The organism is Sinorhizobium prairiense (assembly GCF_029201645.2).
Lineage (GTDB): Bacteria > Pseudomonadota > Alphaproteobacteria > Rhizobiales > Rhizobiaceae > Sinorhizobium > Sinorhizobium meliloti_A.
The window spans coordinates 79,590-106,359 of the sequence record NZ_CP104130.1; the positions used below are offsets into that span (position 1 = coordinate 79,590).

24 protein-coding genes and 2 pseudogenes are annotated in these 26,770 nt (G+C 58.2%); 8 read left to right on the plus strand and 18 right to left on the minus strand.

Translation table 11 applies throughout. The annotated features are described in order from the left end of the window. Positions 1 to 27: 27 nt before the first annotated feature. From N0Q91_RS00405 to N0Q91_RS00420, 4 genes are all read left to right on the plus strand, one after another. Entirely contained in the window at positions 28 to 222 is a 195-nt protein-coding gene (locus N0Q91_RS00405; protein ID WP_085025965.1) for a 4Fe-4S binding protein, read from the plus strand. A gap of 75 nt (positions 223 to 297) precedes the next feature. Next, positions 298 to 600, plus strand: a complete 303-nt coding sequence (locus tag N0Q91_RS00410) for a nitrogen fixation protein NifZ (RefSeq protein ID WP_275596258.1) — start codon at positions 298 to 300, stop codon at positions 598 to 600. Further along, a complete protein-coding gene (gene nifT / locus N0Q91_RS00415) occupies positions 597 to 809 on the plus strand; it encodes a putative nitrogen fixation protein NifT (RefSeq protein WP_085025963.1) in 213 nt (70 codons plus the stop codon). The genes N0Q91_RS00410 and nifT overlap by 4 nt, the downstream gene beginning before the upstream one ends. A gap of 38 nt (positions 810 to 847) precedes the next feature. Beyond that, positions 848 to 1,723 carry an SIR2 family NAD-dependent protein deacylase gene (locus N0Q91_RS00420; RefSeq protein WP_275596259.1) on the plus strand — a complete coding sequence of 292 codons (876 nt, stop codon included), beginning with the start codon at positions 848 to 850 and terminating at the stop codon, positions 1,721 to 1,723. 143 nt (positions 1,724 to 1,866) lie between these two features. Here N0Q91_RS00420 and nodD1 read toward each other — a convergent pair whose 3' ends face one another. From nodD1 to N0Q91_RS00485, 13 genes and pseudogenes are all read right to left on the minus strand, one after another. Next, the gene (gene nodD1, locus N0Q91_RS00425) at positions 1,867 to 2,811 is read right to left on the minus strand and encodes a transcriptional regulator NodD1 (protein ID WP_275596260.1); all 945 of its coding nucleotides are present in this window, start codon (positions 2,809 to 2,811) and stop codon (positions 1,867 to 1,869) included. A 1,067-nt stretch (positions 2,812 to 3,878) separates the two neighbouring features. Further along, positions 3,879 to 4,154, minus strand: coding sequence for a hypothetical protein (locus N0Q91_RS00430; protein ID WP_275596261.1), 276 nt, complete (start codon positions 4,152 to 4,154; stop codon positions 3,879 to 3,881). 701 nt (positions 4,155 to 4,855) lie between these two features. After that, positions 4,856 to 6,757, minus strand: a complete 1,902-nt coding sequence (nodQ, locus tag N0Q91_RS00435) for a bifunctional sulfate adenylyltransferase/adenylyl-sulfate kinase NodQ (RefSeq protein WP_018097134.1) — start codon at positions 6,755 to 6,757, stop codon at positions 4,856 to 4,858. Then, positions 6,757 to 7,656 carry a sulfate adenylyltransferase subunit CysD gene (cysD, locus tag N0Q91_RS00440; RefSeq protein ID WP_014989977.1) on the minus strand — a complete coding sequence of 300 codons (900 nt, stop codon included), beginning with the start codon at positions 7,654 to 7,656 and terminating at the stop codon, positions 6,757 to 6,759. The genes nodQ and cysD overlap by 1 nt, the downstream gene beginning before the upstream one ends. Before the next feature lie 5 nt (positions 7,657 to 7,661). Then, entirely contained in the window at positions 7,662 to 8,420 is a 759-nt protein-coding gene (locus N0Q91_RS00445; RefSeq protein ID WP_275596262.1) for a sulfotransferase, read from the minus strand. 183 nt (positions 8,421 to 8,603) lie between these two features. After that, positions 8,604 to 8,741 carry a hypothetical protein gene (locus tag N0Q91_RS00450; protein ID WP_275596263.1) on the minus strand — a complete coding sequence of 46 codons (138 nt, stop codon included), beginning with the start codon at positions 8,739 to 8,741 and terminating at the stop codon, positions 8,604 to 8,606. Positions 8,742 to 8,778: 37 nt separating this feature from the next. Then, the gene (gene nodJ, locus N0Q91_RS00455; RefSeq protein ID WP_275596264.1) at positions 8,779 to 9,567 is read right to left on the minus strand and encodes a nodulation factor ABC transporter permease subunit NodJ; all 789 of its coding nucleotides are present in this window, start codon (positions 9,565 to 9,567) and stop codon (positions 8,779 to 8,781) included. Between the two features lie 4 nt (positions 9,568 to 9,571). Next, positions 9,572 to 10,486, minus strand: a complete 915-nt coding sequence (nodI, locus tag N0Q91_RS00460; protein ID WP_275596265.1) for a nodulation factor ABC transporter ATP-binding protein NodI — start codon at positions 10,484 to 10,486, stop codon at positions 9,572 to 9,574. A gap of 4 nt (positions 10,487 to 10,490) precedes the next feature. Then, positions 10,491 to 12,200, minus strand: a complete 1,710-nt coding sequence (gene nodU, locus N0Q91_RS00465) for a nodulation protein NodU (RefSeq protein WP_275596266.1) — start codon at positions 12,198 to 12,200, stop codon at positions 10,491 to 10,493. Positions 12,201 to 12,236: 36 nt separating this feature from the next. Continuing rightward, positions 12,237 to 12,854 carry a nodulation methyltransferase NodS gene (nodS, locus tag N0Q91_RS00470; RefSeq protein WP_275596267.1) on the minus strand — a complete coding sequence of 206 codons (618 nt, stop codon included), beginning with the start codon at positions 12,852 to 12,854 and terminating at the stop codon, positions 12,237 to 12,239. 17 nt (positions 12,855 to 12,871) lie between these two features. Continuing rightward, positions 12,872 to 14,230 (minus strand): chitooligosaccharide synthase NodC, encoded by a 1,359-nt coding sequence (gene nodC / locus N0Q91_RS00475; RefSeq protein WP_275596268.1) that lies wholly within the window; start codon positions 14,228 to 14,230, stop codon positions 12,872 to 12,874. A 12-nt stretch (positions 14,231 to 14,242) separates the two neighbouring features. Further along, a pseudogene (gene nodB, locus N0Q91_RS00480) lies at positions 14,243 to 14,901 on the minus strand (chitooligosaccharide deacetylase NodB). Next, positions 14,898 to 15,488 (minus strand): NodA family N-acyltransferase, encoded by a 591-nt coding sequence (locus tag N0Q91_RS00485; RefSeq protein ID WP_085026084.1) that lies wholly within the window; start codon positions 15,486 to 15,488, stop codon positions 14,898 to 14,900. The pseudogene nodB and the gene N0Q91_RS00485 overlap by 4 nt, the downstream one beginning before the upstream one ends. A gap of 986 nt (positions 15,489 to 16,474) precedes the next feature. Between N0Q91_RS00485 and N0Q91_RS00490 the strand changes: the two genes are divergently transcribed. Beyond that, a complete protein-coding gene (locus tag N0Q91_RS00490) occupies positions 16,475 to 16,726 on the plus strand; it encodes an acyl carrier protein (protein ID WP_275596269.1) in 252 nt (83 codons plus the stop codon). 8 nt (positions 16,727 to 16,734) lie between these two features. After that, a complete protein-coding gene (locus N0Q91_RS00495; protein WP_275596270.1) occupies positions 16,735 to 17,946 on the plus strand; it encodes a beta-ketoacyl-[acyl-carrier-protein] synthase family protein in 1,212 nt (403 codons plus the stop codon). Between the two features lie 469 nt (positions 17,947 to 18,415). Here the strand turns inward: N0Q91_RS00495 and N0Q91_RS00500 are convergent. Continuing rightward, a pseudogene (locus tag N0Q91_RS00500) lies at positions 18,416 to 18,886 on the minus strand (NodA family N-acyltransferase); the annotation flags it as partial. Positions 18,887 to 19,125: 239 nt separating this feature from the next. Between N0Q91_RS00500 and N0Q91_RS00505 the strand changes: the two are divergent. Beyond that, positions 19,126 to 20,052: a LysR family transcriptional regulator gene (locus tag N0Q91_RS00505; RefSeq protein ID WP_275596383.1), complete on the plus strand. Its 927-nt coding sequence runs from the start codon at positions 19,126 to 19,128 to the stop codon at positions 20,050 to 20,052. Between the two features lie 196 nt (positions 20,053 to 20,248). Here the strand turns inward: N0Q91_RS00505 and N0Q91_RS00510 are convergent, their stop codons facing one another. From N0Q91_RS00510 to N0Q91_RS00525, 4 genes are all read right to left on the minus strand, one after another. Continuing rightward, positions 20,249 to 21,277 carry an LLM class flavin-dependent oxidoreductase gene (locus N0Q91_RS00510; RefSeq protein WP_275596271.1) on the minus strand — a complete coding sequence of 343 codons (1,029 nt, stop codon included), beginning with the start codon at positions 21,275 to 21,277 and terminating at the stop codon, positions 20,249 to 20,251. A gap of 264 nt (positions 21,278 to 21,541) precedes the next feature. After that, complete coding sequence (gene hisC / locus N0Q91_RS00515) at positions 21,542 to 22,681, minus strand: histidinol-phosphate transaminase (protein WP_275596272.1); 1,140 nt, start codon at positions 22,679 to 22,681, stop codon at positions 21,542 to 21,544. A 229-nt stretch (positions 22,682 to 22,910) separates the two neighbouring features. Beyond that, entirely contained in the window at positions 22,911 to 23,969 is a 1,059-nt protein-coding gene (locus N0Q91_RS00520; protein WP_275596273.1) for a LacI family DNA-binding transcriptional regulator, read from the minus strand. Between the two features lie 171 nt (positions 23,970 to 24,140). Beyond that, positions 24,141 to 24,401 carry a DUF2867 domain-containing protein gene (locus N0Q91_RS00525; RefSeq protein WP_375341914.1) on the minus strand — a complete coding sequence of 87 codons (261 nt, stop codon included), beginning with the start codon at positions 24,399 to 24,401 and terminating at the stop codon, positions 24,141 to 24,143. 895 nt (positions 24,402 to 25,296) lie between these two features. Between N0Q91_RS00525 and repC the strand changes: the two genes are divergently transcribed. Then, complete coding sequence (gene repC / locus N0Q91_RS00530; protein ID WP_275596384.1) at positions 25,297 to 26,565, plus strand: plasmid replication protein RepC; 1,269 nt, start codon at positions 25,297 to 25,299, stop codon at positions 26,563 to 26,565. Positions 26,566 to 26,770: the final 205 nt, after the last annotated feature.

Below are 26,770 nucleotides of genomic sequence, written 5' to 3' on the forward strand. Positions count from 1 at the left end.
TCATTCCAACCGAACCAGGAGCTGAATATGGCATTCAGGATCATCGCATCCCAATGCACCCAGTGCGGTGCCTGTGAATTTGAATGTCCCTCCGGCGCGATCAAGTTCAAAGGAGAGGCCTACGTGATCGATCCAAAAAAGTGCACCGAATGCAAGGGAGAATACGAGCTCCAGCAATGTGCCTCCGTATGTCCAGTGCCAAAGACCTGCGTTCCCGCCTAACCCGGACGGGTGTGCTTCCGGGGGCCCTCGAGCTCCTTCATCGACATCATGCACTTTAAAATGGGAAAGAACGCAATGGGCCTTTCACGCGAACAGGAGGTCGAGATCCGCAACCCGCCACGATTCATGCCGGGTGAGCGGGTCCGCGCTACCCGCCATATAAAGAATGACGGCACCTATCCCGGCAAAACTATCGGCGAAAACCTGGTGCGGAAGGGCGACGAGGGGTATGTGCGCGACATCGGTATCTTTCTCCAGCAGTTTTACGTCTATGCCGTCGAATGGGTCGATCGCGGCACCGTTGTCGGCATGCGCGCGCGTGAACTCAGGAGCGTCAAAAAAGCTGCCACCGTCCTCTCGGAAAGGATAGCCAAATGAAGGTCATGATCCGCAGAACCAGCACCGGTTTGTCGGCCTATGTTGCCAAGAAGGATCTGGAAGAGCCAATCATCAAGGTCGAGAAAGAAGACCTGTGGGGCGGGGCTGTAACGCTCAAGAACGGGTGGCGCATCGCCCTGCCCGATTTGCCACGCGATACGCGCCTGCCGATCACCGTCGAGGCCAAGAGAATCTTCGACGAGGACTGATACTGCAGATGCCAGGACACGCCGCAAGAGAAGACAGCATGAACTCGATCCTGACCTCGGAGCGGCTCTTGATCGTTCGCAACAGTAACGCCGGCAGGCGGCTTGAACTGCTGAAGGAAGCGCTGGCCGCCGACAGCATCATTCCCTATCTCGGTCCGGGTCTCCTGCTGCTCAACTCCGCGGAACCCACTATACCGCACACGCCGGAAGCCGTCGCCGCGGCACTTAACAGGCGGGCGCTCGCTCCTTCCAGAATACGCACCAATATGTGGTCGGTCGCGCAGTTCATTGAACAGCGTCGGCATCGCCGGACGCTTCAAACCTGGATGGCCGAGCTCTTCGCAGCCCCGGCGGCGCCGACCGCGCTTCATACCTGGCTCGCAACCCTGCCCCTCTCAGTCATCATCGATAGTTGGTACGACGGAACGATGCGCGCGGCCGTGGCGGAGACCGGCCGAACGGACGTGGTTGAGATACAAGGAGTCTCGCGGGCGAATGAAATCGGCGACATTTGGACGAAAGCCTACGATTTGTCCGGGAGGGAAGTCGAACTCGGATCAACGGCAAAGACGGTGCTCTACACGCCTCATGGCAGCGTCAGACCGGCCGCAAACTTCCTCGTCTCAGATTCCGACTATGTCGAAGTCCTGACTGAGATCGATATTCAAACGCCAATCCCTGAAGTGGTGAAAGACCGTCGCACCAGCCGCGGCCTATTCTTCCTTGGCTGCCGCTTCAACGACCAGATGCTGCGCATCTACGCCCGACAGATTATGAAGCGATCCAGCGGACCACGTTTTGCGGTGCTCGATGCGGCAGCGCTGACCAATAACGAGCGCCGTTTTCTTGCTGCAAGCGCGATCACGCTCATTGACATGCCGACTGGCGAAGCCGCGGCTCGGCTGGTCGGATGAGCCAAGTGCAGGGGACTGCCGACACGGAGATCCACCGAGACGCCGTTGTGGGCGCTCGACACGCGAATGACGTCGCAGGCGCATTTGCCGTGGCTTCGATCATCAAGGCTCATGAGACCGAAAAATGGCGAGCGGTTAGCATGTCAGGAACGTCTGAGACGTCTCTTGATCTCCCGTGGGGAGGCCATGCGGGACGCCTCCTGGAAGAACACCTCCCGCATCCAGAGGCTGGCCTGATCACTATTATGAAGGGCGGGCCACTGGACTGCCTGGGTGAATGCGGGCAATGGTAGCGGAAGTTCGACGATCCGCAGCGGTGTTGTTTTCGCGAATCGCTTGACCAGCCGCAAGGGCAGTGTCGCGATACGCTCGGTGCCCGATAGCATGAACGGAACCATGCCAAAACCCTGCACGACGACCTCGATATTTCTCTTGAGCCCATGCTCAAGCAGATACCACTCCTCGATAGAAGGCGTCCGGGCGTTCCCGAACTTCACCGCAACGTGCCCCATCGACATGTATTTCTCGAATGTAAGTCGATCTGTGAGTTGCTTGTTCGAGTGGCAGCCTACGCACACCAGGGTTTCGTCGAACAGCGTCGCCTTAGGATGCGTGCGCGACATGAACAATTCTGGGAAGATTAGAAAATCGGCGTTACCGCGCCGCAGGCACTCATCGAAATTATCGGCGAGAGGCAGCAATTCGAAGCAGACGGCGGGCGCTTCCCGAGCGACGCGCTTCACGACCTTTTCAAAAAAGACAAGTGCGGCGTAATCGGAAAGGATGACCCTGAAGCAACGATCCGATTGGGCTGGGCAAAACGGGTCGGAGGAAATGATGGAGATTTGGATGTGTAGCAGAGCCTCGCGGACTGCGGGCGCGAGCCGTTCCGCACGGGGGGTTGCAACGAGTTCGCGACCAATCATCGTAAACAGGTCGTCGTGAAAATAGGTGCGCAACCTGGCGACAGCCGCGCTCATGGCCGGCTGGCTCAGGTTGATACTGCGTGCCGCCGCCGTGAGGTTACGCTCGGTCATCAGGGCGTCGAGCGCGACGAGGAGATTTAGATCAAGGCCCTTGAACCGCATGTCTTCATCCGTGGCGAGGTGGCGAGAGAAAAGGTGACAAGGCTCGGCGTCGCGGTGCACGCCCGCGAAAGACCAGGAAGCAACGGCTCGCCTACATCGCAGCGGCCCTGCTTCGGACAGGATTTTCTCTTCGAGCGGGAGGATTGGAGGACCATGAGCCCGACCGCGCCGACTGCGCAGACGAAATAGGCAGCCGTCTAGTGACCAAAATCAAGCCGCTGCAGGAGATCTTTGTTTTTGGTTTAGTGGCGCAATCCATTCGCCCGGTGCCAGACAAAACTCCCGATCTGATCAATCGCCCCCGTCGGCATTTGCACTTAGACCATGCCGGTAAGGCCGGGAGCTCAGCCAGCCCAGGTTGACAGAGCGCAAGCGAGATTTCGGGCTTCTGAGAAAAGCAGAGAAAGTTGCGATAGGCCACTAGTGCTTCAGCCTCCGCCCGCCCTTCAACATCTGGCAAGCGTTGCGAGAGGCGTTTATGGGATCATCCGGTGTCCAGATGTCGACGGACTTGAGTACCGGCCCGTAGTGCGCAATGACAACGGTGAGCTTCGCCATCTTACCCCTCCGCTTCTTTAAAAGGGTTCGCTTAGTCTCGTCCTATCACCTCCGGCAGGAACCAGACTGGGGACCGAGCGGACACAAATCCGTTGCCACCCGGTGTAGAACCACAACGCGACGTATGAGTCGCACACAGACGGGCCTCAGTGCCCAGCTCCGTCAATGCAGCATTCCCCAAGACAGGTAAAATCGATTGTATGGATGGACTCCATTCTCGCGATGGATGCTAAAGACATGCGCCGGGAAGAGCAGCGAGCTTCACGGCTGAGGGGCCGAAGAGGTTTTCCGATCATGTGAAAGGATCGGGCGCTGAGACTAAACACTGGGCGCGGAAGGCTGCCTACCCGCGGATTGCCCCTCACTGGATTGAACAGACGGCGCAATCAAAGGAAAATTCCCTGCGCGAAGGGCCTCTCCCGCAGCGTCGCCGTCGAGCTTTCGACCGCGCGGCATCAATGGCCGCTCCAGCGGTGCGTGAGGCATGCGTCCGGTGAGGACCGCGGGTGTTACTGCTTCAAACCTTTACCCTTTGTCACAGGCTTGGGCGGCGCGTCACCCATTTCTCTGCGCACGTTGACGATGTGCTGAAGATTATCGACGCCGTCCTCCGTGAAGACAACGATAGGCTCGCTCAATTCTGAGGCTGGGAAGCTGTCGTAAGCGCTGAGGCGTCCGTCCTCGCAGAACATCTCGATGGAGCAATCGTGGAGAAAGTCCTCGTCCTCCTCGAGCATTTCGGCCACGTATCTAAGGGTGTAAAGAGAGGGGTTGCGGTATCCCATCGTCGGTCCAATCTCGATCAGGCAGCCCTCTTCGGCAGTCGCTTTATTTTAGAAGACCAATTTTCCACGGCAACAACTCTTCGTGCTATGCGACCGGCACGTCGGCAATGCGGGCCTCAGGTTCTGCAATCAGGTAGGGCAATCCTCGGTCTTCATTCAAGTGGAAGATTCTGCCACCCAAACGGATGCAAGTTCGTCCCAATAGCCAAAGGCGATGCGACTATCGCGCACAGCGAAGGCGCCACATCCTCGCCGGCCGATTGGATCGCGCCATTCAAGCACTGCGCTCATACCTATTTCATATATGAGCTCTGGAATGCAGGTCGTTCCCGCCACCGCGAAATCCTGCTCAAACATTTTCTAAATTGCAGAGCGACCTTCGATAGAACGCTGCTTTGCCGGAAGATGCACGGCGTCTTCACGATATAGTTCTGCAACGGCGACCGCGTCACACATCTTGAAGCGCCTAACCTACTTTTCGAGCACTTCACGCGGCTTCATCGGGATGTTCCTTTTCCGCCGGGTAGCATCATCGGAGCACGCCCTGAACTACGGCTCCCTGACAGTGATAGGAGCACTCGAAAACGCCTCGTCAGTTTCTTAAAAACGATTTTTCCGCATTCTGGCGCGGTCATCGTAGACGTCGAGAATTGCCGCACCCGCATCGAGCGCTATGCGCTCCAGCATTTCGCAAAGGGGCGTCATTTCTCCTCCATCCTGCGGTCAAGGAATTCCTCGATCGCGAGCGCCAGGTCGGTCGGTTCATGGCCGACGGTGCGTATATGGAGTTCCGGATTTTCCGGGGCCTCATAGGGCGAGGATACGCCAGTGAAGTTCGCGATCTGGCCGGCGAGCGCCTTCTCGTAGAGCCCCTTCGGATCGCGCCGCGCACACTCGTCGAGCGGCGTGTCGACGAAGATCTCGATGAACTCGCCCTCCTCCATCAATTCCCGCGCCATGCGCCGTTCGTCGCGGAACGGCGAGATGAAGGAGACGAGAACGATCAGACCGGCATCGGCCATCAGCTTGGCCACCTCCGCCACGCGACGGATGTTCTCTACCCGGTCCTCTTCGGTAAAGCCGAGGTCCCGGTTGAGGCCGTGACGTACATTGTCGCCGTCGAGCAGGTAGGTGTGCTTGCCCTGAGCGTGGAGGATCCTGTCGAGCTCGTTCGCGATGGTCGATTTTCCGGAGCCGGAAAGGCCGGTGAACCAGAGAACGGCAGGGAGCTGATTTTTCATGGCGCTACGCGCGCTCTTGTTCACCTCGAGCGCATGCCAGTGGACATTGTCTGCGCGCCGGAGCGGAAAATCGATCAACCCCGCACCGACCGTGGCATTCGTCACCCGGTCGACGATGATGAAATTGCCCGTCGCCCGGTTGTCTTTGTAGGCGTCGAAGGCGATCGGAGCCTGTGTCGAGATGTTGCAGACACCGACTTCATTCATCTGCAGCGACTTCGCCGCCTCACGGATGAAGCTATTGATGTTGACCTGGTGCTTGAGCGTGGTGACCGTCGCGCTGACGCTGTCGGTCTCCGTACGCAGGATGTAGCTTCGTCCCGGCATCATCGGGTTCGCATCGAACCAGATCACATGTGCCTGGAACTGGTCCGCCACGAAGGGCCGGGCACCGGGGGCGACGAGCATGTTGCCGCGGGACGCATCCACCTCGTCAGAGAGGACCAGCGTCACCGCTTCGCCTTCCCCTGCCGTCGCAAGCTCCCCGTCATAGGTCACGATCGCCTTGACCGATGTGCGCTGCCCCGTCTTCGCGACGACGACCGGATCGCCCACGGAAATCCTCCCGCAGGAGATCTGCCCGGCATAGCCCCGAAAATCCGCGTTCGGCCGCATGACCATTTGAACCGGGAAACGGAAAGGCTTTGCCTGGTCCGTTGGCTCGAGTTCTACCGTTTCCAGATATTCGAGCAGTGCCGCCCCTCTGTACCAGGGCGTATTGGCCGAAGCCGAGATGACGTTGTCGCCGTCGCGCGCCGAGATCGGGATCGGCCGTATGCTGGCAAAACCGAGCTCTTTGGCGAAAGCCATGTAGTCGGCGACGATTTCCTCGTACACCTGTTGTTGAAAATCGACGAGATCGATCTTGTTGACGGCCAGCACGACATGGCGGATGCCGAGCAGCGAGGCGATATAGGAGTGGCGCCGGGTCTGCTGGAGAATGCCCTGCCGGCTGTCGATGAGGATGATGGCGAGATCCGCCGTCGAAGCTCCGGTCACCATGTTGCGCGTATATTCCTCGTGGCCGGGCGTATCGGCGACGATGAACTTGCGTTTGGACGTGGCAAAATAGCGATAGGCCACGTCGATGGTGATGCCCTGCTCGCGCTCGGCCTCCAGCCCGTCGAGAAGCAAGGCGAGATCGATTTCCTTGCCGTTGGCGGCGCCGGGAGAGCCGACGCGCCCGAGGTTCGCGAGCTGGTCCTCGAAGACCAGCTTCGCATCATAAAGCAGCCGCCCGATCAGGGTCGATTTGCCGTCGTCGACCGAACCGCAAGTGATGAATCTGAGGATCGACTTGTTGTCGTGCTCGGCCAGATGCGCTTCAATGTCATGCGGCGGTATGGATTGAACATACGACATCAGAAGTAGCCCTCCCGCTTCTTTTTCTCCATCGCCCCGACTTCATCCGTGTCGATCAGCCGGCTCTGCCGTTCAGACGTGCGCACCGTCAGCATTTCCCGCAATATCTCGGGAACGGTGACAGCGTCGGACTCGACCGCCCCGGTCAGCGGATAGCAGCCAAGCGTGCGGAAACGCACGAGCTGTTCGGTAACCTCCTCTTCGGGTTGGATGGGCATGCGGTCGTCGTCGACCATGATCAGCATGCCGTCTCGCTTGACGACCGGGCGCCTGGCCGCGAAATAAAGCGGCACGATCGGAATTTCCTCGCGCAGGATGTACTGCCAGATGTCGAATTCGGTCCAGTTGGAAAGCGGGAAGACTCGCATCGTCTCGCCTTGCCCGACCCGCGTATTGTAGGTCTTCCACATCTCGGGCCGCTGGCGCTGCGGATCCCAGCCGTGCTGGGCGCTGCGAATCGAGAAGATGCGTTCCTTGGCGCGCGACTTCTCCTCGTCGCGCCGCGCGCCCGCGAGCGCCGCGTCGAAACCGTATTTCTCGAGTGCCTGCCGGAGCCCCATCGTCTTCATGACATGGGTGTGCACGTTGGAACCGTGCGTGAATGGGCCGATGCCCTGCTCGACCCCGTCCTGATTGACGTGGACGAGGAGATCGAAGCCGAGCTCTCGCGCCATCCGGTCGCGAAACTCGATCATCTCCCGGAACTTCCATTTGGTATCTACATGCAGGAAAGGAAAAGGCGGTTTGGCCGGATAGAACGCCTTCATCGCCAGGTGCAGCAAAACCGAGGAGTCCTTGCCGATCGAGTAAAGCGCGACCGGGTTCGAGAATGTTGCAACAACTTCTCGAATGACATGGATCGCTTCGGCTTCAAGTCGCCGAAGATGGGGAAGAGACATATCGCTCACCCCTGCGGGACTACTGCGTCATCAAGCTCGAAGAATCTGGCATAGGGTCCGCGAGCGAAGTGACGCCGCAACTCTTCGAAATTTTCGACCGTTTCGTCGAGCGGTCTGTTTTCTAGGCGCTGAAGGTTAGAGCGGCCAGAAAGTTGAAGTGCTGGAACGCCCAGAAATTGCCAAGCCACCTCCAGGCATCCGGCGGGTTCACGAATGAGCCTCTCGTAATCGATCTCAAGCAAGTTGGTCGAAGCGTAGGAGTGCGCCACTCGAGCGTGGAAATCATCAGCGGCCCTGAAGTAGTCTTCGCAGGAGGCGATCGACAATTTTACGCGTGGCGGTGGAGCCGTATCATCGCAGCTGAATTTCAGCCATTGCCGGCTTTGCCTTGCCTGCACCAGCGAGCGCAGCGATTCCAAGGTGTTTCTGCGAGATAACAGGATGACCTTGAGCCCTGGCCAACGGGCCAGCTCGTCAAAAAAGCGCGGACGTTCCTGAAACTGCGGTTCGTTGATCTTGCATCCAACATGCGTGACCTTCTTGTCGCTCGATGTAGGAAATCGCAAATAGGCGAGTTCCAGGAGCTCGCGATCGCTGCGTAGTAGGCGATCCTTATCCGGCCAATTCGCATCATACGTGTTGAGTAGCTCACCGTTGCTCAACACGTTCGGATGTTCATTCAGCAACTCTTCAAGGTAGTGCGTTCCAGTCCTTGGCATTCCAAGAATTGCAAATGGCTGAGGCGCCGGTTCGGTGTGGGTCATTGCATGTGTTCCCGACTTAAACTCGTTCGTGAAAGGTTGGGTGAAGCCCGCGCAACGAACTCCCCTCGCCCGAGTCGACGTGAGTTCCCCGCGGTTTCAACCCGCGTGACGCGTTGAGCAGTTCTCAAACACGCCCAGAGAGCGCCGACTTGGCGGCATTGCACCAGGAGGCCGCCGCCCGACTCATGGTGCTGTCGTTCCATAACGCTGATGGATCGATTGGATACCATCCAGGACTTCGCGTGACAGGCTGACTTCCAGGCTGCCCAGACCGAGCAGGCTTAACTTCAGACCGCTGGAGCCCAGTTCGCGAGACTGCATCGCGTTTCTCCTTCTCGTGTCGTGGTGGTGAGTAGCGTCAAGACATCAGGCGCCGACGAAACAATGCCGCGGACACGAAGAACGGCAAAAGTGCGTAGATGCAAAGCGCGCCGACATGCAGGCCCAGGCTATCCGCGGGGCGGCCAAGCATTGCCGGACGTATGAGGTCGATTGCATGCGCCAATGGCAAGAACTGCGCGACCTGCTGGAAGGCATGGGGCAACTGGGTGATTGGGAACACCGCACCGCACAGGAACAGCATTGGTGTGAGGACGAGCGTCTGGTAGAAAATGAAATAGTCGTAACTGGGTGCAAGCGCCGTGACGACCATCGCCAGGCTGGCGAAGGCAAACCCAGTCAGCACGATGATGGGCAGCGCATAAAGGACGGACGGCCACACCGCATACCCCAGCATGGTGGCGACGATCATAATTCCCGTACCGGCGAGAAATGCCTTGCTGGCGGCCCATGCCAATTCACCGAGAATAATGTCGCCGAGTGTCAGCTGTGTGTAGAGGATCCCTTCCCATGTGCGTTGAGCGTTCATTCGCGCGAAAGCCGCGTAAATCGTCTCGAATGTCGCAGACGTCATCGCGCTTGTCGCCACCATTCCGCCTGCCAAGAACGCAACGTAAGACGTGCCGTCAACGCGACCTACGACAAGGCCAAGGCCAAGGCCAAGGCCGAACAGGTAGATCATAGGATCGGCCAGGTTCCCGAGAATCGACGCAAGTGCCACTTTCTTCCAGGCCAGATAATTGCGTTGCCATACCGCGATCCAGTTCCAAGCATTGGCGGGCAGAGCCGCGGCACTTCCTTCACCCATCGGTTCACTTCTCCATCTCTCGCCCGGTCAGCCGCAAAAACACATCCTCAAGATTCGGCGGACGCTGCAGAACACGCAAACCCGCGCGCTCGCGCAGCCGCACCCGCACCTGCTCCGGATCGGCCGCGTAGCAAAAGAGTGTCTCGCCGCTCACTTCGATGCGATTTGCATATGGTCTAATCAGAGATTCCAATTCATGCGGATTGCCGCCGTAGATTTCGATGACCTCGCACCCGATCAGTTCATCGATCAGCGCATGAGGACGTCCTTCGGCAATGTTGCGGCCTCTTTCGAGCACGCAAATTCGATCGCATAACCGCTCAGCCTCTTCCATGAAGTGGGTCGTCAAAATGATCGTCTTGCCGCGCGCCAGCAGAGAGCGCAGGCGCTCCCAGATCAGATGGCGCGCGTGCGGATCGAGACCGGTGGTCGGCTCGTCCATGACAAGCAGCTGCGGGTCATTGATCAACGCTCGCGCCAATGTCAGACGCCGCTTCATGCCGCCCGAAAGTTCGGAGACGCGCGCATCCACCTTGCTCTCGAGGCGCGCGAACTCAAGAAGCGACGGCATGACCGCTTTGACCTCGCGCTTGTTCATGCCGAAGTAGCGCCCGTAGACCAGCAGGTTTTCGCGGACAGTGAACTCCGGGTCGAGGTTGTCGAACTGGGGCACCACGCCGATGCCCCTTCGCGCCAAGCGAGCCCGTGCCGGTACCGGCACCCCGAGCACCGTAATCTTGCCCGCATCGGGCGATGTCATGCCGAGGACCATACGCGCAATCGTGCTCTTGCCCGCGCCGTTCGGTCCGAGTAGCCCGAAGCATTCCCCCGGCGCAACGCTGAACGACAGCCCGTCGACCACGACCTTGTCACCATATGTCTTGCTTACGCCGGAAAGATCGATGGCTACCATGGACATGCGCTCATCTTACCGTGAGTGCGCCGTCGACTGGCGCTTCTTCGGTTGCGTGCGTTTTCGCGAACAGCAGGCCGTCGCACCATACGTGTTCAACGCGTCCCCACTCGCAGGCCGCAGCTGCATCCGGGAAAAAGCCCCTTCCATGGTAATTGGCACTGGTGTTGCAAAGCAGCGGAATGCCCGTGAGTTTTTCATACTCGACGAGTAGCTCGGCGACTTCATGTGGAGAGTGTCTGGATATCGTCTGCAGTCGCGCAGACCCATCAAGATGGACAACAGCCGGACTTTTGTCCTGCCACTCCACCCTCGTCTGATGATCGAACAACATGTAGGGATCCGGAGTTCCAGGGCTGAATATGTCCGGCGCGCGGTCCTCTAGGCATATCGGCGCCACTGGCCGGAAATGTTCGCGAAATTTGATTTCGTTGAGGAAATCTTTCATTTCCGGCGAAGTCGCGGCTGCGAGAATGCTTCTGCCGCCCAACGCCCGCGGTCCAAGCTCGGCACGCCCGGAAAGGAAAACCACGGGCTTATCGCTGGCGAGGATGGTCGCGAGTTCCTGCGTGCTGCACAGCAGGGCCTTCCATCCCGGCGGCACATACCCGATTTGCAAGGCCGGGCCATTGTAGACCGACCACTCCAGCGGCACGAAGCCTTGCTGCGCCACCATTGCACAGCAAGCCGCCCCGATTGCCGACCCGCTGTCATTCGGAAAAGGCGGTACCCAGACAGCATCGAAGACGCCGGTCTCACGAAGTGCACTGTTCCATTTGATGTTGAGTCCGCAACCGCCGGCTATACACAAGTTCTGCGGTCCCGGAAACGAATGCCGCCGCACGGCATCCGTCATTTCGAGGACAAGGAGACGCTCAAGAAAGATATGAAACGACGCGAGTACATCTTCCGGTGCCTTGGTCTCCAATCGGAGCACGCTGGCCTCGAAGAAATCATGCACAGCCGCGAGCGAGGACTCGGCGTCGGTGATGGTGGCGCGGTAGCGACTGGCAAGTTCCGTATCGGCCGCAAAGCGCTCCTCGTAAAGTTCCTGAAATATCGCGACGATCTCTTCATCAACCGACCCGAGCGCGATATAGGCCATCAGCTTTCCGGCCACCCCTAGATCCCAACCTACCCGGCTCGCCTTCTTATAGGGCCCGAAATAATGGCCCGCCGAAGCGTAGGCCTGGCCAATCATCGGGAAAAGGTTTTCGAGGAACCGTGCACCGCGGCCATCCACATGGTAAAGGCGCGGAAAGATACAGCCGTCCCACACCAGGCAGAACGCGGGCTCTCCGGCCTTGGCAAAGGGGCTGGTGCAGTATGCGGAGGCTACGTGGCCGGTAACATGTGGGTAGCTCTTATAAGAAAAAGCCAGGTCATCGAGAATCAGGCCGGAGCCGTCGAGGCATTCGAGAAGGCCGTTCGCATGGCGTTCGACATAAGGCGCCCCTTTGAGAACTAAGGGAGCCACGCCACTGAGAACTCGGAACTGCGTCTCGTCCTCGCCATCCCAGCCGTCGATCACGAATTGATCAACATCGCTCGGCTTTAGACCGTGTTGCGCCAAAGCGTCGACAACTGCGTCGAGATTATCGATGGTTTGATATCGCGGATTGTTGTCCCGCTTCTCCTGCTCTACGCAGAAGACGAGCCGTCCATCCTCGACAAGCGCGATCGCCCCGTCATGGGTCAGCTTGATACCACAGATGCGCATAGTGTCTCCATGTCTATCGTCGACGATTTGAATTCGTCAGGAAGCAGAAACCGGATTCCGGAAACGGGCGAGCAAGCAGTCTTCGTTGACCGCCTCACCCCGGCACTCGAGCTGCTCTACCTCGATCAAAGTTTCGTTCAGGATCGCGATGACCGTCTCAGCACCGGCAACGTGACCCCAGCGCCGGCAATTGGCATCCCGCGCCGATCCGAAAACCAGATGTCCGCCTGGCGCAAGCATCCGCACCAAATTGCGGACAGCCGCCCGCATCTCGGCTATTCCTCCAACATAGTAGAGCACTTCCGCCACAACGATCAGGTCGAAGACGTGATTGGTCGAGAACTGTTGAACATCGGAGACTATCCAGCTGATGTGCGGCGCGTCCTTCATCCGTCGGCGCGCCCTAGCAATAGCTTGAGGCACAACATCGATGACCGTGAGGCGTTGGCAGTGGGGTGCTAGCTGCACCGTGAAGGCGCCGGCAGCGCACCCCACTTCGAGCGCAGTTGCGATCAATCCTTGGGCAAGCGACAGCCGGAGCATTTGCGCATGACGCTCACGCTCGAACGGATTGGCATCGAGTCCCCATGGATCGTCTGCGGCCAGTTCCCGATCCAGCAATTGATAATTGTCGATCTGTGTCAAGGCGTTCACCCCGCGGTAAGTAGCTCTCACTCGTCCCTGCAAATGCACTCAGACGTCACGAGCCTTGAAGAATCGCGTGCAAGGTTGATCCTTCGAAGCGGCGTCGCACGTCCCGAGACTTCTGTACTGCGTGATTCAGTCTTCTGACGTTGGATCGGCGCCTGTTCCCCCTCTTTCTTAGAGGAGGGGCCAGCAGAGCCGCGCGACAGCCAGTCGCTATTGCTCAATGTGCACAAGGCGTAGGCCTTCAAGGGCAGCAACAGAAAGATGTTGATGAATGTGTGCAGAGAGAAGCCTAGAAATCGAAGTTGGCGGGCCCGAAACGCTACAATGCTGCAGCGAATCATGGTCATCGCCACAATCATCAGGACTGTCCACCAAGGCGGGGTCCCTGTCAGTGCGAGCTGTGCGAGCGCCGTTAGCACCGATAGCGCCAGCAGCAACGGTCCGAGATTCTGTCCGACCACGTCCAGCGTCAGAAAGCGATTAAGACCGGGCAATAGGCGCAGCCCAAGCAACGTATCCCGGAACGTGCTCCGCGCCCAGCGCAGTTGTTGGCGCAGATACGGTTTTAGCCTGTTCGGAACGACTGTTGCCGCGATGGCGCTTGGCACGTACTCGGTCCGGAAACCTGCCTTCAACATGAGAATCGTGAGATGGCGATCCTCACCGAAGTCGCTTGGCTTGCCCCGAAAAAATTGAGACTCGTACTGGTCCAGCAGCATGACGAGCGCAGAGCGGCGGTACATGGCACATGGGCCGCAGCAGCACATAACGGCACCGAAGCGAGCCTGTGCCGCGCGCTCCTCGTTGCAAGCCAGCCAGTACTCCATATCGATCAGCCGAGTCAGCCAACTCTCATTTCGATTACTGGCCGTCAACTGCCCCATGGCCGCGCCGACGGCCGGATCTTGCATCTTTGGTACAAGCTTCGTGATGACATCGGATGCGAGTATCGTGTCGGAGTCGACGTTTAGCACCATATCTCCAGCAGACCGGCGTATCGCGGCGATCTGTGCCTTGCGCTTTCCAACATTGTGGGGAAGCAGAATGATATTGAACCTGGGATCGCGTGCGAAGGTCTCGTGCACGGGTCGCAAAGCGTCGCGATTGCCAGAACCGTCATCAATCACATAGACGCGCATTTCCCCCGCGTATTCCTGATCCGCAATGGAAGCCAGGCACTCAGAAAGCGTGCCGGGATCCTCGTTGAAACAGGGGACGATGACATCCACGCTCGGCAGCTGGTCGAAGCCGGCCGGGCGCTCAGACGCCGATGAATCGGATACCGGCTGAGAGTAAACGGCTTGCATGCTTTTATAAGCAGTCGAGAGCAGCGCATAAAGCGAGATGGCGACAGTGCTGGTTGTATCAAGCAAGTTCATGGGATCTCTTCTTCAGTGATCTTGAGGAAGCGAGCGGATTACAAGGCCGCGGTCATGCAAGGCTGGGATTATGCTGGCTAGCGCCAAGATGGTCTGGTCGCGCAGATCGCGTCCAGTGCCGGGTTGCGACTCGCTGGGAGGACATCCGTCGTGCAAGAGCACGATTGCACCCGGCCGGATGGCGTCGAGCACTGATGAGACAATGGCGTCGACCCCGGGCGGGACCAGTCTCGAGGGTCTACCGACCAGTGGACCCCTCTCAGCCCAGCGTTCGCCGAGGCCGTGAGCACTTCATCGGTCCAGATGCCATACGGAGCTCGGATGTGCCGCACCGAGACATGCGAGGACGCAGTTTTGATGGCTCTGTTCGCCTCCAGGAGTTCACGCTGCACTTCGCCGGGTCCGCATTTGGACAGGTCCGGATGTGTCATCGTGTGGTTAGCGACTTCGTGCCCTTCCGCAATCATTCGTTGGATGAGGCTCGACTGGTCGGCGGCGTACTGGCCAATGACGAAAAAGGTCGCCGGCACCCGATGTTCAGCCAGAACATCCAGTATTGCCGGTGTGCAAAACGGATGAGGACCGTCGTCGAACGTCAAGTAAACGCTGCGCTGAGCGGCGCCGTCAGTGCACTCACTGTGCACCTCAGACAAGCAGTCGAGGTGGCTCATAGCTCTGGTCCGTTCCGGTCGATTATCTTGCCAGCGGGCCAGTCCGAGATCGACCGTCCAACAGGTAGGACGATGACAAGTGGGTCCTCGACGCGCGTGGGCGGCAGGTCGGTACGCGCGTGTGGGAGCGTGGAGCGTACACTAATCCCGGACATCACAGTCACCAGACCGTGTCGGCCGAACCGCTCAATGTGTTTGCGCAGCTGGTGGCGGACGGTACCGAATGCGAATGGAACTTGAAGCTCCTGCAGTGTTGGAAGCATGGCGTGGATCGAATGGGCGATTCCGAGTCCCTCAAGATCCGGACGCACCCCATACAAGCCGAGTTCAGCCACCAGCAGGTCGACTCCGTCAACCTTGATGAAACGGCGGAGTAAGCCCATGTGGGCCGCTACACCGCTCGAGTCATAGGCGATTGCACGAAGCTCAGGTCTTGCCCCGGCCCAGCTTTGACTGCCTTCGAACGGCTTCGCGTTAAAGGCCCCCGTCGGTCCATAGGTCCTTCGAAAGAACTCCGTGAGTTCGATATGCTCGGGGAGTTGCAACTCATTTTCCCAGCGTAGACTCCACCGCACCTCAGAGCGCATGCAAAGCCCTCCTTATTGTTTGCTGTCTTGCGAGAGGCCGATCACGCGATCGAAGCTGAGGGCGAATGGTGAATGTCACAGGCTGTCGTCAGCGATCGAAATGACATGTCATTAGACCACTTGAACCTTCGTAGCCCCGTTGCCGAGCTGATGGGCTGCCTCACCATTTCCGGTCCCTTCCTGCGCCACTCGTAAATGTGCCGTCCATGACCTTGATCTCTGTCAATTGTTGTTCTAATGCGGCAGGCTCATGAATTCGTAAAATCGATTGTTTGGATAGCAATCATCCACGGCATGGATACGTAAACCGCTTTGCTCTGGATCTCCTGATTGCGCTCGGCTCCCTGACGGGGCCTCACGGGTGAGGCGCGCAGCATCAAACGGAGCAAGCCGCAAACAGCGCGGCCGTCGCGGTTTTACACCTGTCTTCAATATGAACTGTGGACGATAAGAGCCTTCCCAATATCGAAGATTAAAGACGCGTGTCACCGCAGACGTTGACGTTACCAGCTGTCAATGGACATGGAACCTTGTTCCTCGCAAGCTCGTCCAGCCGCCCCCGCGTTGGACAGCCGGCAATTTGTGAGGGTCCCAAGCATATCTGCGATGCATTCAGCATATGGATGCATTGTATCCAAACAATTGATTTTACTAATCTTGGATTTAGCTACATGGATCAAAGCGCTAATTCTCGTGCGACGATACTTGAATCGTCGCGACCAACGTTAATTGCCGACATGTACGCTGGAAATGCGATCGCTACACAAAACAACATTGCAGTGGGCCTTCACTTCTAGGCACCGGACCTCACGCGAGATTCTTCGTGATTTTCTCGTCTAACCCGCCTTCGCTGCCACTAAAGCGGAATGAAGACTAACCATTCGTCCTGTTGAACAGACACAGAGTCCAGTCTGCAACGTCGGCAGACGTAACTAACTGGTCAGCTTTGTTGCGCAGGGAACTGAACGAGGAATTTGGGTAAGCTAATGGCTGATCAACTGGCAACCGAGATCATCGAAAAGATAAAAGCTCATGCGTACACCGACAAACAAATTACTATCCACTCCGAGCTCCAGTATCTCGAAATTCAGTCGCTCGAACTCACCGAGATCATGTTCGATATCGAGGAGTCCTACGGGATCCAAATTGAGTTGGATACTTCCGAGGCTTGGAGCAACCTCAAGAACGTCGGTGACCTCGTCGAGGCTGCACGTGCTTTGATTGCAGCTAAGGCTTAGCATTCATCATGGGCCGATCCCCTATCGTTATTACCGGCCTCGGCGGCATCTGCGGCATGGGCGTTGACGTGCCCGCCATCTGGGAGGCGATGCTCGCAGGCCGATCGGCCATCGGCGAGATCACCGCGGCGCCAATCCATCAGTCGAGAATCCGCACAGGGGCAGAGGTCAAGCAGTTGCCCGAGGTCGAGTTCGACCGCAAGCGTCTGGCGACGATGGACCGCTACAGCCTGCTGGCTGTTCTTGCCGCCGGCGAGGCGCTCCGCCAATCGGGGCTTACCGTGGACAAAACCAACACCGATCGCATTGGCGCGGTTGTCGGTACAGCCATCTTCGGCGCTGAGACGCTTGAAGAGAACTATCGCGGGCTCTTCATCGGCCGGAAATCACACACCAACGCCTTTGCGGTCCCTCGCGCCATGCCTGGCGCGCCGGCCAGTCAGGTCAGCATGGTCTATGGGCTGCGCGGGCCGGTGTTCGGGGTCACGTCGGCCTGCTCTTCGTCTAACCACGCGTTCATATCTGCGATCGACCAGTTGAGGCTCGGCAGGGCTGACGTCATGTTGGCCGGCGGCACCGACGCGCCGCTCGCCTTCGGTGTACTGAAGGGGTGGGAGGCCCTGCGCGCTGTCGCCCGCGAGACTTGCCGGCCGTTCTCGGCCGACCGGAACGGCCTGGTGCTCGGCGAAGGTGCGGGCATCGCGGTCCTCGAGACCTATCAGCACGCCCTCGCTCGCGGCGCCCCGATCCTCGCCGAGCTTGCAGGCACGGGAATGTCCGCAGACGCATCCGACATTGTCGCTCCGACCGTCGAAGGCCCGATGGCCGCGATAAAGGCCTGCCTCGCCGATGCCGGGCTCATGCCTGAGGACATTGACTATGTCAACGCGCACGGCACTGGCACCAAATACAACGACCGGCTCGAGACCCGGGCAATTCGCCGCGTCTTCGGCAGTCACGCCGATATCCTGTCGGTGTCCTCGACGAAGTCGATGCATGCCCACTGCATGGGGGCATCGGGCGCCCTTGAGCTGATTGCCTGTATCATGGCGCTCCGCGACGGGATCATCCCGCCGACAGCGAACTATCGGGAAAAGGATCCCGAGTGCGACCTCGACGTGACGCCCAACACTGCGCGCGAGCGCAAGGTGCGGGCAGCGATCAGCAATTCTTTCGCTTTCGGCGGCACCAACGCCGTGCTGGCAATTACCCCAACCTGATGGCTCCGGCGAAAAAAGTCGAACTGAAGCTAGAGCCATTTCTGCCGCAAATGCGGGCGGCCCGCGGGAGCTATTTTTCAAGCTCATGCAGGCCCGGCCTCACATGAACAAAGGGACGGCGGTCGTCGTGAACGCGATGACGGGCCCGCAACAGGCGCTTCGCACCGAAATTCCCAAAGGCATTAGGCGTAGTTGCTGGAGCAGCGCCCTGATGAGGCGGTTATCAGCAAGCCGATCAACCTAAGATAATCCGAAAGGCTGGGACCGGTTCAAAAGTCCCGCCATATAGAAGATCTAACGATTTTCATGACTGCACAGGCCTCGGCCAGGTAGGTACTCAGCCAAGCTGCCCGCGACAAGCATCCGAAATGCGTAGCCTGCAGGCATTCGCTGGGTCGGTTCGCTGGCCGCGTGTCTGGAATGGACGTTGTCTGGTGAGTACGTCAGGGCACTCTCGTACACAGGTCCCTCACAGCTCTGGCCCGTTACGTTCGATCATCGTACCGGCGGGCCAATCGGAGATTGACCGCCCCACTGGCAGAACGATGACAAGTGCATCTTCGATACGCGTGAGCGGCTTGTCGAGACGAGCGTCTGGCAGCGTGGAATGCACGCGAAACCCCGACAAAACGGTCACTGGGCTATCTCGGCCAAGCCTCTCCACATGCCTCTGTAGCGCGTGCCTAACGGTTCCGAAAGCGAATGGAACGTCGAGCTCCTTGAGTGTTGGAAGCAGGACCTGGATTGAATAGCCAATTCCGAGTCTTTCGAGATCCGGACGCACCCCATAGAGTCGAAGCTCCGCCACGAGCAGGTCGAGCGCGCCAACCTTGGTGAAGCGTCGCAGCACGCCCATATGAGCCGCTACACCGCTTGAGTCATAGGCGATTGCACGAAGCTCAGGCCGAGCCCCAGCCCAACTTCTACTGCCTTCGGCAGGCTACTCGGTTGAAAGCCACGCTCGATTGGTGCGCGTCTGCAGGGGGCGAGCGCGATGCGATGCCAGTCCATTGAGCTCGCACAACCCTCCAGCACTTACGGCTCCTTCCTGCGCCACTCGTAATTTGCCGTCGATGCCCTTGAATTCCTTGGATTGATAGCAATCTAATGCAGCAAGCCGATAAATCCGCAAATCGATTATTTGGATGGTACGCATCCTCGTCATGGATGGATGAAAACATGCGTTTTAAGGGTCTTGATCTAAATCTCCTCGTCGCGCTCGACGCCCTCATGGCCGAGCGTAGCCTCACTGCGGCGGCACGCAGTATCAATCTCAGTCAGCCGGCCATGAGCGCGGCGGTCGCGCGCTTGCGCACCTATTTCGACGATGAGCTCTTTACGAAGAGTGGCCGAGAACTGATCCCGACACCGCGCGCGGAGCGGCTTGCGCCCGCCGTGCGCGAAGCGCTGACGCTCGTGGAACTCTCAATCATTTCCTGGGATCCGTTTAACCCGGCCCAGTCGGATCGTCGCTTCAGAATCATCCTTTCCGATTACGCCACACTCGTGTTGTTCGAGAAGATCGTGGAGCGTGCGTCGCGAGAAGCTCCCGCCGTCAGTTTCGAATTTATGCCTCTTGCGGACGACTATGAGGATCTTCTCCGGCGTGGCGACATCGATCTCCTGATACTGCCTGAGATGTTCATGTCAGACGCTCATCCTCGAGCGAAACTGTTCGACGAGGTGCACGTGTGCATCGGTTGTCGCACGAACGAGGAGCTATCAGAGCCGCTTACATTCGAGAGATACATGTCGATGGGGCACGTTGCGGTCAAGTTCGGAAATACCCGCAAGCCAACCATCGAGGAATGGTATTTGCGCGAGCACGGCCTGACGAGACGTATCGACGTCGTCGTACAGGGCTTCAGTATGATTGCGCCCATGGTATCGGGTACCCAGCGTATAGGGACCATGCCTCTACGACTGGCGCAGCACTTCGCAAAAACGATACCCCTGCGGATCGTCGAGCTCCCGCTGCCGCTGCCCTCATTTACCGAGGCCGTGCAATGGCCTGCGCTTCACAATGGTGATCCGGCAAGCCTTTGGATGCGGGAGATGTTAGTACAGGAGGCATCCCATATGGATTTGCCGCCTAAGTTCACGTGATGTCTCGTCGCTCCTAGACTTCGAAGCTGCAGCGTCGGGTGCCGCGACTTGTCGAGTACGACGCGGGCCGAGGCCGGGCGATTCAGTTGGCGTTTCTTCGTGAAGCGCACCGGCGCAGGCGCTCATCGCTGAGGCCGCGGAGACCATTCATTGGAGACGGAGCGTGGCCGAGCTTTGAAGCTGAGGGTTTTCATCGTCAGCCAACTGGATCCATAATTTCCGATCGAATGATCGTTGCGGTGTATAGCGACGCCTCTAGGGGCAGATTTCCAAATGCGAGTTGACACAGAAGATAGTTAGCGCCTGCCGCTTCGAGCTGACCAAGAAGAGCTTGTCGCACAGAAGTCGCCGTTCCTACTACACACAATTCACTTTCAATCGCTGCAGCGAAGGTCAAGGGCAGGTTTGGTGGCGTCGGGATTTCATTGAGGTCGTAGAGGAATGTGAAGCTCTTGAGCCATTGTTCGTAAGCAGGCACCGCGAGCGCACGCGCTTCTTCCTCAGAGCGCCCAACGACGACCATGCGGAGCAAACCAAGGAATGGTGTTTGATCGTCCACGTCAATGCTGCGCTCTCGTTGGGCTCGGTAGGCGTCAGTTATCTTGCGGACTGTCCAGGAAGGACCAACGCACGCGATATTTGCGCCATTCGCAGCCGCCCAGCTTGCGGACTCGGGTCGGCTGGTGGCGATCCATGTCGGCGGATGCGGACGCTGATGAGGTCTGAGCGTCAACGGAACGCTGTTCAGCTCAAAATACTGACCTTGATAGGATAGCGTTCCGCCTCTCATGGCATCCATAAGTATCTTGGTAGCTTCCGCGTAGCGTTCCGGAGCCGCGTCCGCACCAATTCCGAAGTAACCCAACTCAATCGGAAGGGAGCCGCGCCCAAGGCCCAGCTCGAGCCTGCCGCCGCTCAATTGGTCCAACATGCAGATCTCTTCAAACGCGCGTAGCGGATGACAAAGACTAAGCAGCATTACCAGCGGGCCGACACGAAGATGGCGGGTTCGCTGTGCTACGCTCGACAGGAACAGATTTGGCGCCGGGCTCCTCCCATGAGGGGTAAAATGGTGCTCTGCGAGATGATACGCATAGAAGCCGAGGCGGTCACAGGTCTCGGCTAACGTCAGGCGATCCTCGTATTGTCGGGCGATATCGCTGCCATCCTCGTCCAGGTGATCGAAGATGCCGATGGCGAGTTTTGATGAAGAGGCGTTTTTCATTCAATTATCTCCAACTCTGGCGAAAATCTCGGCCGCTGCCCAAGCGACCACTGGCATTGATGTCTTTCTGGCTCGAGAATGGTCTTTGCTCCTCGGGTTGATATTGCTCCTCTCAGTGCGTCGCCGGCAGCGCCGTCTAGAAGCCGTCAACTCGCACGGCTTATCCCTATAGGAGCTTTGCTGAGCGGCTCCAGCGACAGGCGACGCCCCTTCCCCGTTCGCAGCGTTACGAAGCGAGGATGTCGGATTGCTTAAGTTTGAAGATCAGTGGAAGTGCACCCCTGGCTTAGCAGTCAGAACAACATCCGAGTCGTTTCGCAGCCGGCCGGAAATGTCGCTGACCGCGGCGAGAAATGCATCCATTTGGGGTTTTGTACCGATGCTCACTCGGATGCAGTTTTCCAGACCATCTTCAGGGAAGACGGCAACGAGTATCTTTCGCCTTTTCAGGGATGCTTGCCACCAAGTTCCGGCTTGTCCCGAAGGCGCTTGGGCCAGCAAGAAATTGGCGTGGGAGGGTGTTACAGAGAAACCAAGTTGCGACAGGGCGACGCTTACTCTCTGTCTTTCACTTTTGATATGTCTGTGGTTCCCTTCATAGGCGACGCGATGGGAAAGGATGCTGATGCCAACCGCGTGGCCGATCACGTTCATGTTGAAGACGTTCTGAAGATTGCGCAGCCTTCCAATAATCTCTGGATGACCAAAACCGAAACCAACGCGAATGCCGGCGGCGGCATAGCTTTTCGAGAATGTTCTCAAGACCAGAAGGTTGGAATAGCGATCGAGAAGGCGCAGCGCATTATCCGGTGCAAAGTCGACGTAGGCCTCATCGACGACGATCAATTGGTTCGATTGTGCTACGAGGCGTTCGATATCGGCCACCGGAACAAACGTGCCGGTAGGATTGTTCGGATTTGCTAAGAGAATGAACTTGGCATCTTTGGCGGGGCCGAAAAGCAATTGCTCTGTCGGCAGTGAATAAGCTTTGCTCAATGGGATCTCAAGAAATTGAGCACCCTGCAGCGTGGCGAGTTTGCGGTTAAATGAAAAACCTGGCGAAACCATCGCCACGGGGTCGCCAGGATTAAGGAAAGCCTTATAGATGAGCCCTAGCAGTTCAGATGATCCGTTACCGGCAATCACCTGTTCCCTGCCGAGGCCATAAGCTTTGGCGGCGGCTTCCCTCAAGCTGATGTTATCATCCTGCGGGTAGAGGTACTGGCGTTCGAGTGCCGCAAGGGCGCTTTGCATCACGGGTGGCGGCAGCGCAAATGGATTCTCATTCGTGTCAAGTTTGACACAGCGAGTATCAGGCACCGGCCAAGTAGACGGCAGAGCATTTAACTCACTCGCCTGCTGCGAAAGAGCTGAAAGCACGCTCTGCAATTTTGCGTCAGGCATATCTTTCTCCGTTTCAGTCCACTCGTGCGAAGCACCGCCGGTGGTTGAGTGATAAGCGGAGCGGGTGAGGCCCAGCTGGCGCTCCTCTCTGGAGAGCCGCCGAATCTTCTGCCTCAGATCGCCGCGCCGTAAAACACGCTCACGAGATCAGAGTGATGGAGGAGGGTCAACGAATTTTCTCAGCCAATGATAGGATTCTATCTTTAAATCTATCATCATGATAGTGTTCTCAAAACTCTCGGATCTCAGTCGGGTAGGAAATATTTTCCGGCAAGTAGATGTCGAACGGCAGGTCGATTTGCCCTGAAGGATCTGCAGTTCCGGTTTCGATTACCCGCGCCATCAACGTCGTCAGTTCGCGGCAAAGCCGCCGTAGCGGCGTGGCGATAGCCATCGTGATGACGCCTTCTACCAGCGCCGCCCGTGAGTCCGGTGTAATCTCATTGACGATCGCGACAAGATCCCGGCTTTCGCGCCCCTCGCGCAGAGCCGCGATGGCTCCCTCCATAGCGCCACCAGTCACATAAAGTCCGACGAGCTCGGGTTCATGGTGAATGAGATCGAGAGTAGCTTCATAGGTGAGCTGTCGTGTCCCAGGGCTGACCAACGTATCGAGCACCTCGAAGTTCCGCGCGTTCTCACGGAAATACGAACGGAATCCGATCTCCCGAAGCTCCTCTCCCTGGGAACCGTGACTCGCAACAAAGACCGCCACTTTACCCGACCGCCTTGCGGCTTTGGCTACCATCCAGGCGGCCGTTCGCCCAACCTGCCGATTGTTAAGCCCGACGTAGCCCGCGCGTGCGCCGGCGGCGAAATCGGAAAGCAGAGAGAAGACCGGGATGCCTTTTACCTTCAAATCTTCGACTGCTTCCGTGATCGTCGGGTGGTCCGGAGCGACCATGGCAATCGCATCGCAGCGTGCGCCCAAACTTTTCAGTAGCACGACCAGATCGCCGGGAGCGTTCGACGTTACGAACTCGATGGACGGAATGCCATGAAAAGAGGGTGCCGCATTCACTGCCGCCTGGACTTCGCACGCAAAGGCGGCAAAGAACGGGTGGGCGGGCTTCTTAAGAATAAAACCAAGCCGATAGTGAGGCAGATTGCGCTGCCTCCGCTGCTCCATGAGGAGAGCCGTAGGATAGCCGAGCGCGCGCGCCGCTTCGTAGACGCGCCGCGCGGTCTCTTCCCGTACCGGATGGCGGGCGTTCAAAAGCCGATCGACTGTCGCAACGCTGACTCCAGATTCGCGTGCGAGATCGCCAATTGTGGGACGCTTGGTCATGGCTTTATTTGATAAGTCGTCATTGGGAAGGATGCAAACGCATGATAGATATTGATGGGTGTCTATCAAACCATCCACGGCTTCTATGCTGACTTCCGATTGTATCGCGGCTGAAAAGCGACCGAGGCATAGACGCGAGAAAAGGAGCAAATGTGCACGGGCTGTTTCACTCTATGGTTGTTCATTTCCGTTCCTCTGAAACGCCATAGCCGGGTCGCAAACTCCCCTCAGCAAGGCCGGGACGATCGCCGTGAGCAAGGGCATCGCGGCGGCAAAACAGAGCCGCCCGACCGTGTTCCGGCGGCGCACCAAGGTAGTCATCCCGATGACCTGGCCGTCAGCAGGGCCTTCACGAACATCCACCACAATACGAAAATGCAAATGCCGGGCATCATACCCGAGCACAGTTTCCCGATCGTCGCTGTGCATCATCGGAATGCTGCCGATCAGGTCGGAATGCGTGGGTGCGGGGCTGCGTTCAGCCCGATGATAGCTGCCACACGGTTGCGCCATTCCAAAAAACTTTGCGCCCAGCCCGATGCGTTCCGAAGTGCTCGTAGAGCCGCTTCGGCGGCAGTCATCCGCTCGGCGAAAAGGAGAAGCTCGTGACGATCGGCCCAGTCTGCTCCCGGCAGCCAAGGGTTCGGCAGGCTGACGGCGACCCTTCGTGGTCTCATTAGTGCTTCCTTTCGGCTTTGCTGGCGCGTTGCCGGGGCGCTCGCCGCCACCCCGGATCGTCCATGATTGCTCCGGAAGCAGGTACCGGCTAGGAGGCGGCTCGTCGCAGCCGCGCGCAAATCGTCGCACAGTGCGTCCGACCAAAAAGCCGCAGCGGCTTTGGGATAACGACATGCATCAAAGCCCAAGGGCGTGCTGCATGAGCCATAAAGGCGCAACCCTGAGCACGGCGATGGCGTCAGTAGGCAGGCCGCATACTCAAATGCAAATCGGGTGGCAGCTCGCGTCCCGGCTTTGACGACGAGGCGAGCAGTCACGCTGGACTTTGCCGCCATTCATGGTCCACTCTTTCAGCGACGCCGCACGATTGTTGCCCCAAAAAGATCCTTCGGGTTATCGTCCGCCGCGAAAATGCGCCGAAGGTCATTCCGAGCTAGCAAAGTATTCCAATCTTACAACGGAGAAAAACCGGACCGGACCAGAAAAGAAAACCGCCCCGAAACGAAATCCGGAAGCGGTTTGCTAAAATCAATTTTGCCACAATCTGAGTAGCAAACCCCACTTCCCCCGTCAAGTTAAAAAACATCGTTTCGGTGAACGGGGTTGCTTTGTCTGGTCTCCAACACAGGAGACGACAGTGCAAGAACCGATGCCACCAAAGCGGTCGATCGGCCGTAGACAGACGCCCACTCGTGCCGAATTCCGCCGGCTGGCATTATCGGCTGAAATCGGGACCGTGACACGCGGACAGCTCGCCGTGCTTGCACAAAATCTGCCCTGCACGGGGATGGTCAATGCGACCGAAGCGTACCTTTTGACCACACTGATCAACACGGCACCTGCGGAAACGTTCGAGAAAGGCGGCCGGCCAATCATCTTCAAGTCGAACCAGCAACTCGCTTTCGAGATCAATCGTTCGGCCGGACGCGTGAGCCGGCTGCTGTCGAGCCTTTTTGACGCCGGGCTGATCACCATGCAGGACAGCGGCAACTACAAGCGATATCCCACCCGAGACGTCGAAGGAGTCATTGTCGACGGATGCGGGATCGACATGCGAATCCTCATCGTTCGTTACCGCGAGCTTAATGAACTCGTAAGGCGAGCCAGAGTCGAAAAGGCCGCCGCAAATGCCGCGCTGCGACGGTACCGTGGGGCGTTGCGTAACCTGCGACGTGCGCTTGCGTCCGCTTACTGCCTTCCCCAGCGCACGCGGGCGCGGCTTGAGGTGCGTCTTGAAAAAGTCATTACTTTGGTCGGCATCGCGACGCGGGCACCAAGCGCGCTATTACTTCGCGCGACCGCGCTTCTTGAGTGGTTTGTCGAGCGGGTCATGCGTCTCCCACGACGGCCTGAAGTTGCGTTCGTGCGATACGATTCGGCATGCAGGTGTGCCGGAAGCGGCATGCACAAACAGAATACAAGCCCTGATTCACTTGAAGAGAGTAACGATGACCAACGTTCGGCTACCGCTGGACCACTGACTTCGCCCAGGGTGGGCTCCGCCAGCGAAGGGGCTTCTGAAGCAAGCTCGAGGCGACGCAGGTGCGCAATCAATCAACCACGTCATTCGCGGCATGAGATGGTCGCACTGCAGGACATATTGCGAGCCATACCAGCACTAAGCACTTACGGTTTAGCGCCGCCCCGCAGTTGGTCCGATCTCGCCCGGCTCGCTCCGCAAATGTGCCGGATTGCCGGCATCTCGGACCATGCGCGGCGCCGCGCCGTCGATCAGATGGGCGAGCACCGGGCCGCCGTAGCCATCGCGATTACCCTGCAGAAGTTCGATCGGCAGGAAGTCTCCTCGCCGGACGGCTATCTGCGAGCAATGACGGAGCGGGCTGGCGCCGGCGAACTACACCTTTCCCGTTCGATCTTTGGGCTCGCAGCCCGCTACACCATGGAGCTGCTGCCTTAAGTTCGAAATGACATCTTGCACGGTAGACAGAAGAGCGTTCAAGTGCGCTCCTCCGTTGTCGCATGCCCGACAATATTCCGACAAACCTTACAACAGTCTTGAAGTATCACCCTGCTTCTAAACGACTTTCTCCTTTGGCACGGTACGTGCACGGCTATTCCCAGCCGCAGCACACGCAGGGAGAAGGGATTTGTCGCAAACTGAT

Excerpts from the sequence above, each read along its gene's own strand:
- N0Q91_RS00405 (WP_085025965.1), top strand. The coding sequence starts at position 28 with ATGGCATTCAGGATCATCGCATCCCAATGCACCCAGTGCGGTGCCTGT.
- N0Q91_RS00410 (WP_275596258.1), top strand. The coding sequence starts at position 298 with ATGGGCCTTTCACGCGAACAGGAGGTCGAGATCCGCAACCCGCCACGA.
- nifT (WP_085025963.1), top strand. The coding sequence starts at position 597 with ATGAAGGTCATGATCCGCAGAACCAGCACCGGTTTGTCGGCCTATGTT.
- N0Q91_RS00420 (WP_275596259.1), top strand. The coding sequence starts at position 848 with ATGAACTCGATCCTGACCTCGGAGCGGCTCTTGATCGTTCGCAACAGT.
- nodD1 (WP_275596260.1), bottom strand. The coding sequence starts at position 2,811 with ATGCGGTTCAAGGGCCTTGATCTAAATCTCCTCGTCGCGCTCGACGCC.
- N0Q91_RS00430 (WP_275596261.1), bottom strand. The coding sequence starts at position 4,154 with ATGGGATACCGCAACCCCTCTCTTTACACCCTTAGATACGTGGCCGAA.
- nodQ (WP_018097134.1), bottom strand. The coding sequence starts at position 6,757 with ATGTCGTATGTTCAATCCATACCGCCGCATGACATTGAAGCGCATCTG.
- cysD (WP_014989977.1), bottom strand. The coding sequence starts at position 7,656 with ATGTCTCTTCCCCATCTTCGGCGACTTGAAGCCGAAGCGATCCATGTC.
- N0Q91_RS00445 (WP_275596262.1), bottom strand. The coding sequence starts at position 8,420 with ATGACCCACACCGAACCGGCGCCTCAGCCATTTGCAATTCTTGGAATG.
- N0Q91_RS00450 (WP_275596263.1), bottom strand. The coding sequence starts at position 8,741 with ATGCAGTCTCGCGAACTGGGCTCCAGCGGTCTGAAGTTAAGCCTGCTC.
- nodJ (WP_275596264.1), bottom strand. The coding sequence starts at position 9,567 with ATGGGTGAAGGAAGTGCCGCGGCTCTGCCCGCCAATGCTTGGAACTGG.
- nodI (WP_275596265.1), bottom strand. The coding sequence starts at position 10,486 with ATGTCCATGGTAGCCATCGATCTTTCCGGCGTAAGCAAGACATATGGT.
- nodU (WP_275596266.1), bottom strand. The coding sequence starts at position 12,200 with ATGCGCATCTGTGGTATCAAGCTGACCCATGACGGGGCGATCGCGCTT.
- nodC (WP_275596268.1), bottom strand. The coding sequence starts at position 14,230 with ATGAACTTGCTTGATACAACCAGCACTGTCGCCATCTCGCTTTATGCG.
- N0Q91_RS00485 (WP_085026084.1), bottom strand. The coding sequence starts at position 15,488 with ATGCGCTCTGAGGTGCGGTGGAGTCTACGCTGGGAAAATGAGTTGCAA.
- N0Q91_RS00490 (WP_275596269.1), top strand. The coding sequence starts at position 16,475 with ATGGCTGATCAACTGGCAACCGAGATCATCGAAAAGATAAAAGCTCAT.
- N0Q91_RS00495 (WP_275596270.1), top strand. The coding sequence starts at position 16,735 with ATGGGCCGATCCCCTATCGTTATTACCGGCCTCGGCGGCATCTGCGGC.
- N0Q91_RS00505 (WP_275596383.1), top strand. The coding sequence starts at position 19,126 with ATGCGTTTTAAGGGTCTTGATCTAAATCTCCTCGTCGCGCTCGACGCC.
- N0Q91_RS00510 (WP_275596271.1), bottom strand. The coding sequence starts at position 21,277 with ATGAAAAACGCCTCTTCATCAAAACTCGCCATCGGCATCTTCGATCAC.
- hisC (WP_275596272.1), bottom strand. The coding sequence starts at position 22,681 with ATGCCTGACGCAAAATTGCAGAGCGTGCTTTCAGCTCTTTCGCAGCAG.
- N0Q91_RS00520 (WP_275596273.1), bottom strand. The coding sequence starts at position 23,969 with ATGACCAAGCGTCCCACAATTGGCGATCTCGCACGCGAATCTGGAGTC.
- N0Q91_RS00525 (WP_375341914.1), bottom strand. The coding sequence starts at position 24,401 with ATGATGCACAGCGACGATCGGGAAACTGTGCTCGGGTATGATGCCCGG.
- repC (WP_275596384.1), top strand. The coding sequence starts at position 25,297 with ATGCCACCAAAGCGGTCGATCGGCCGTAGACAGACGCCCACTCGTGCC.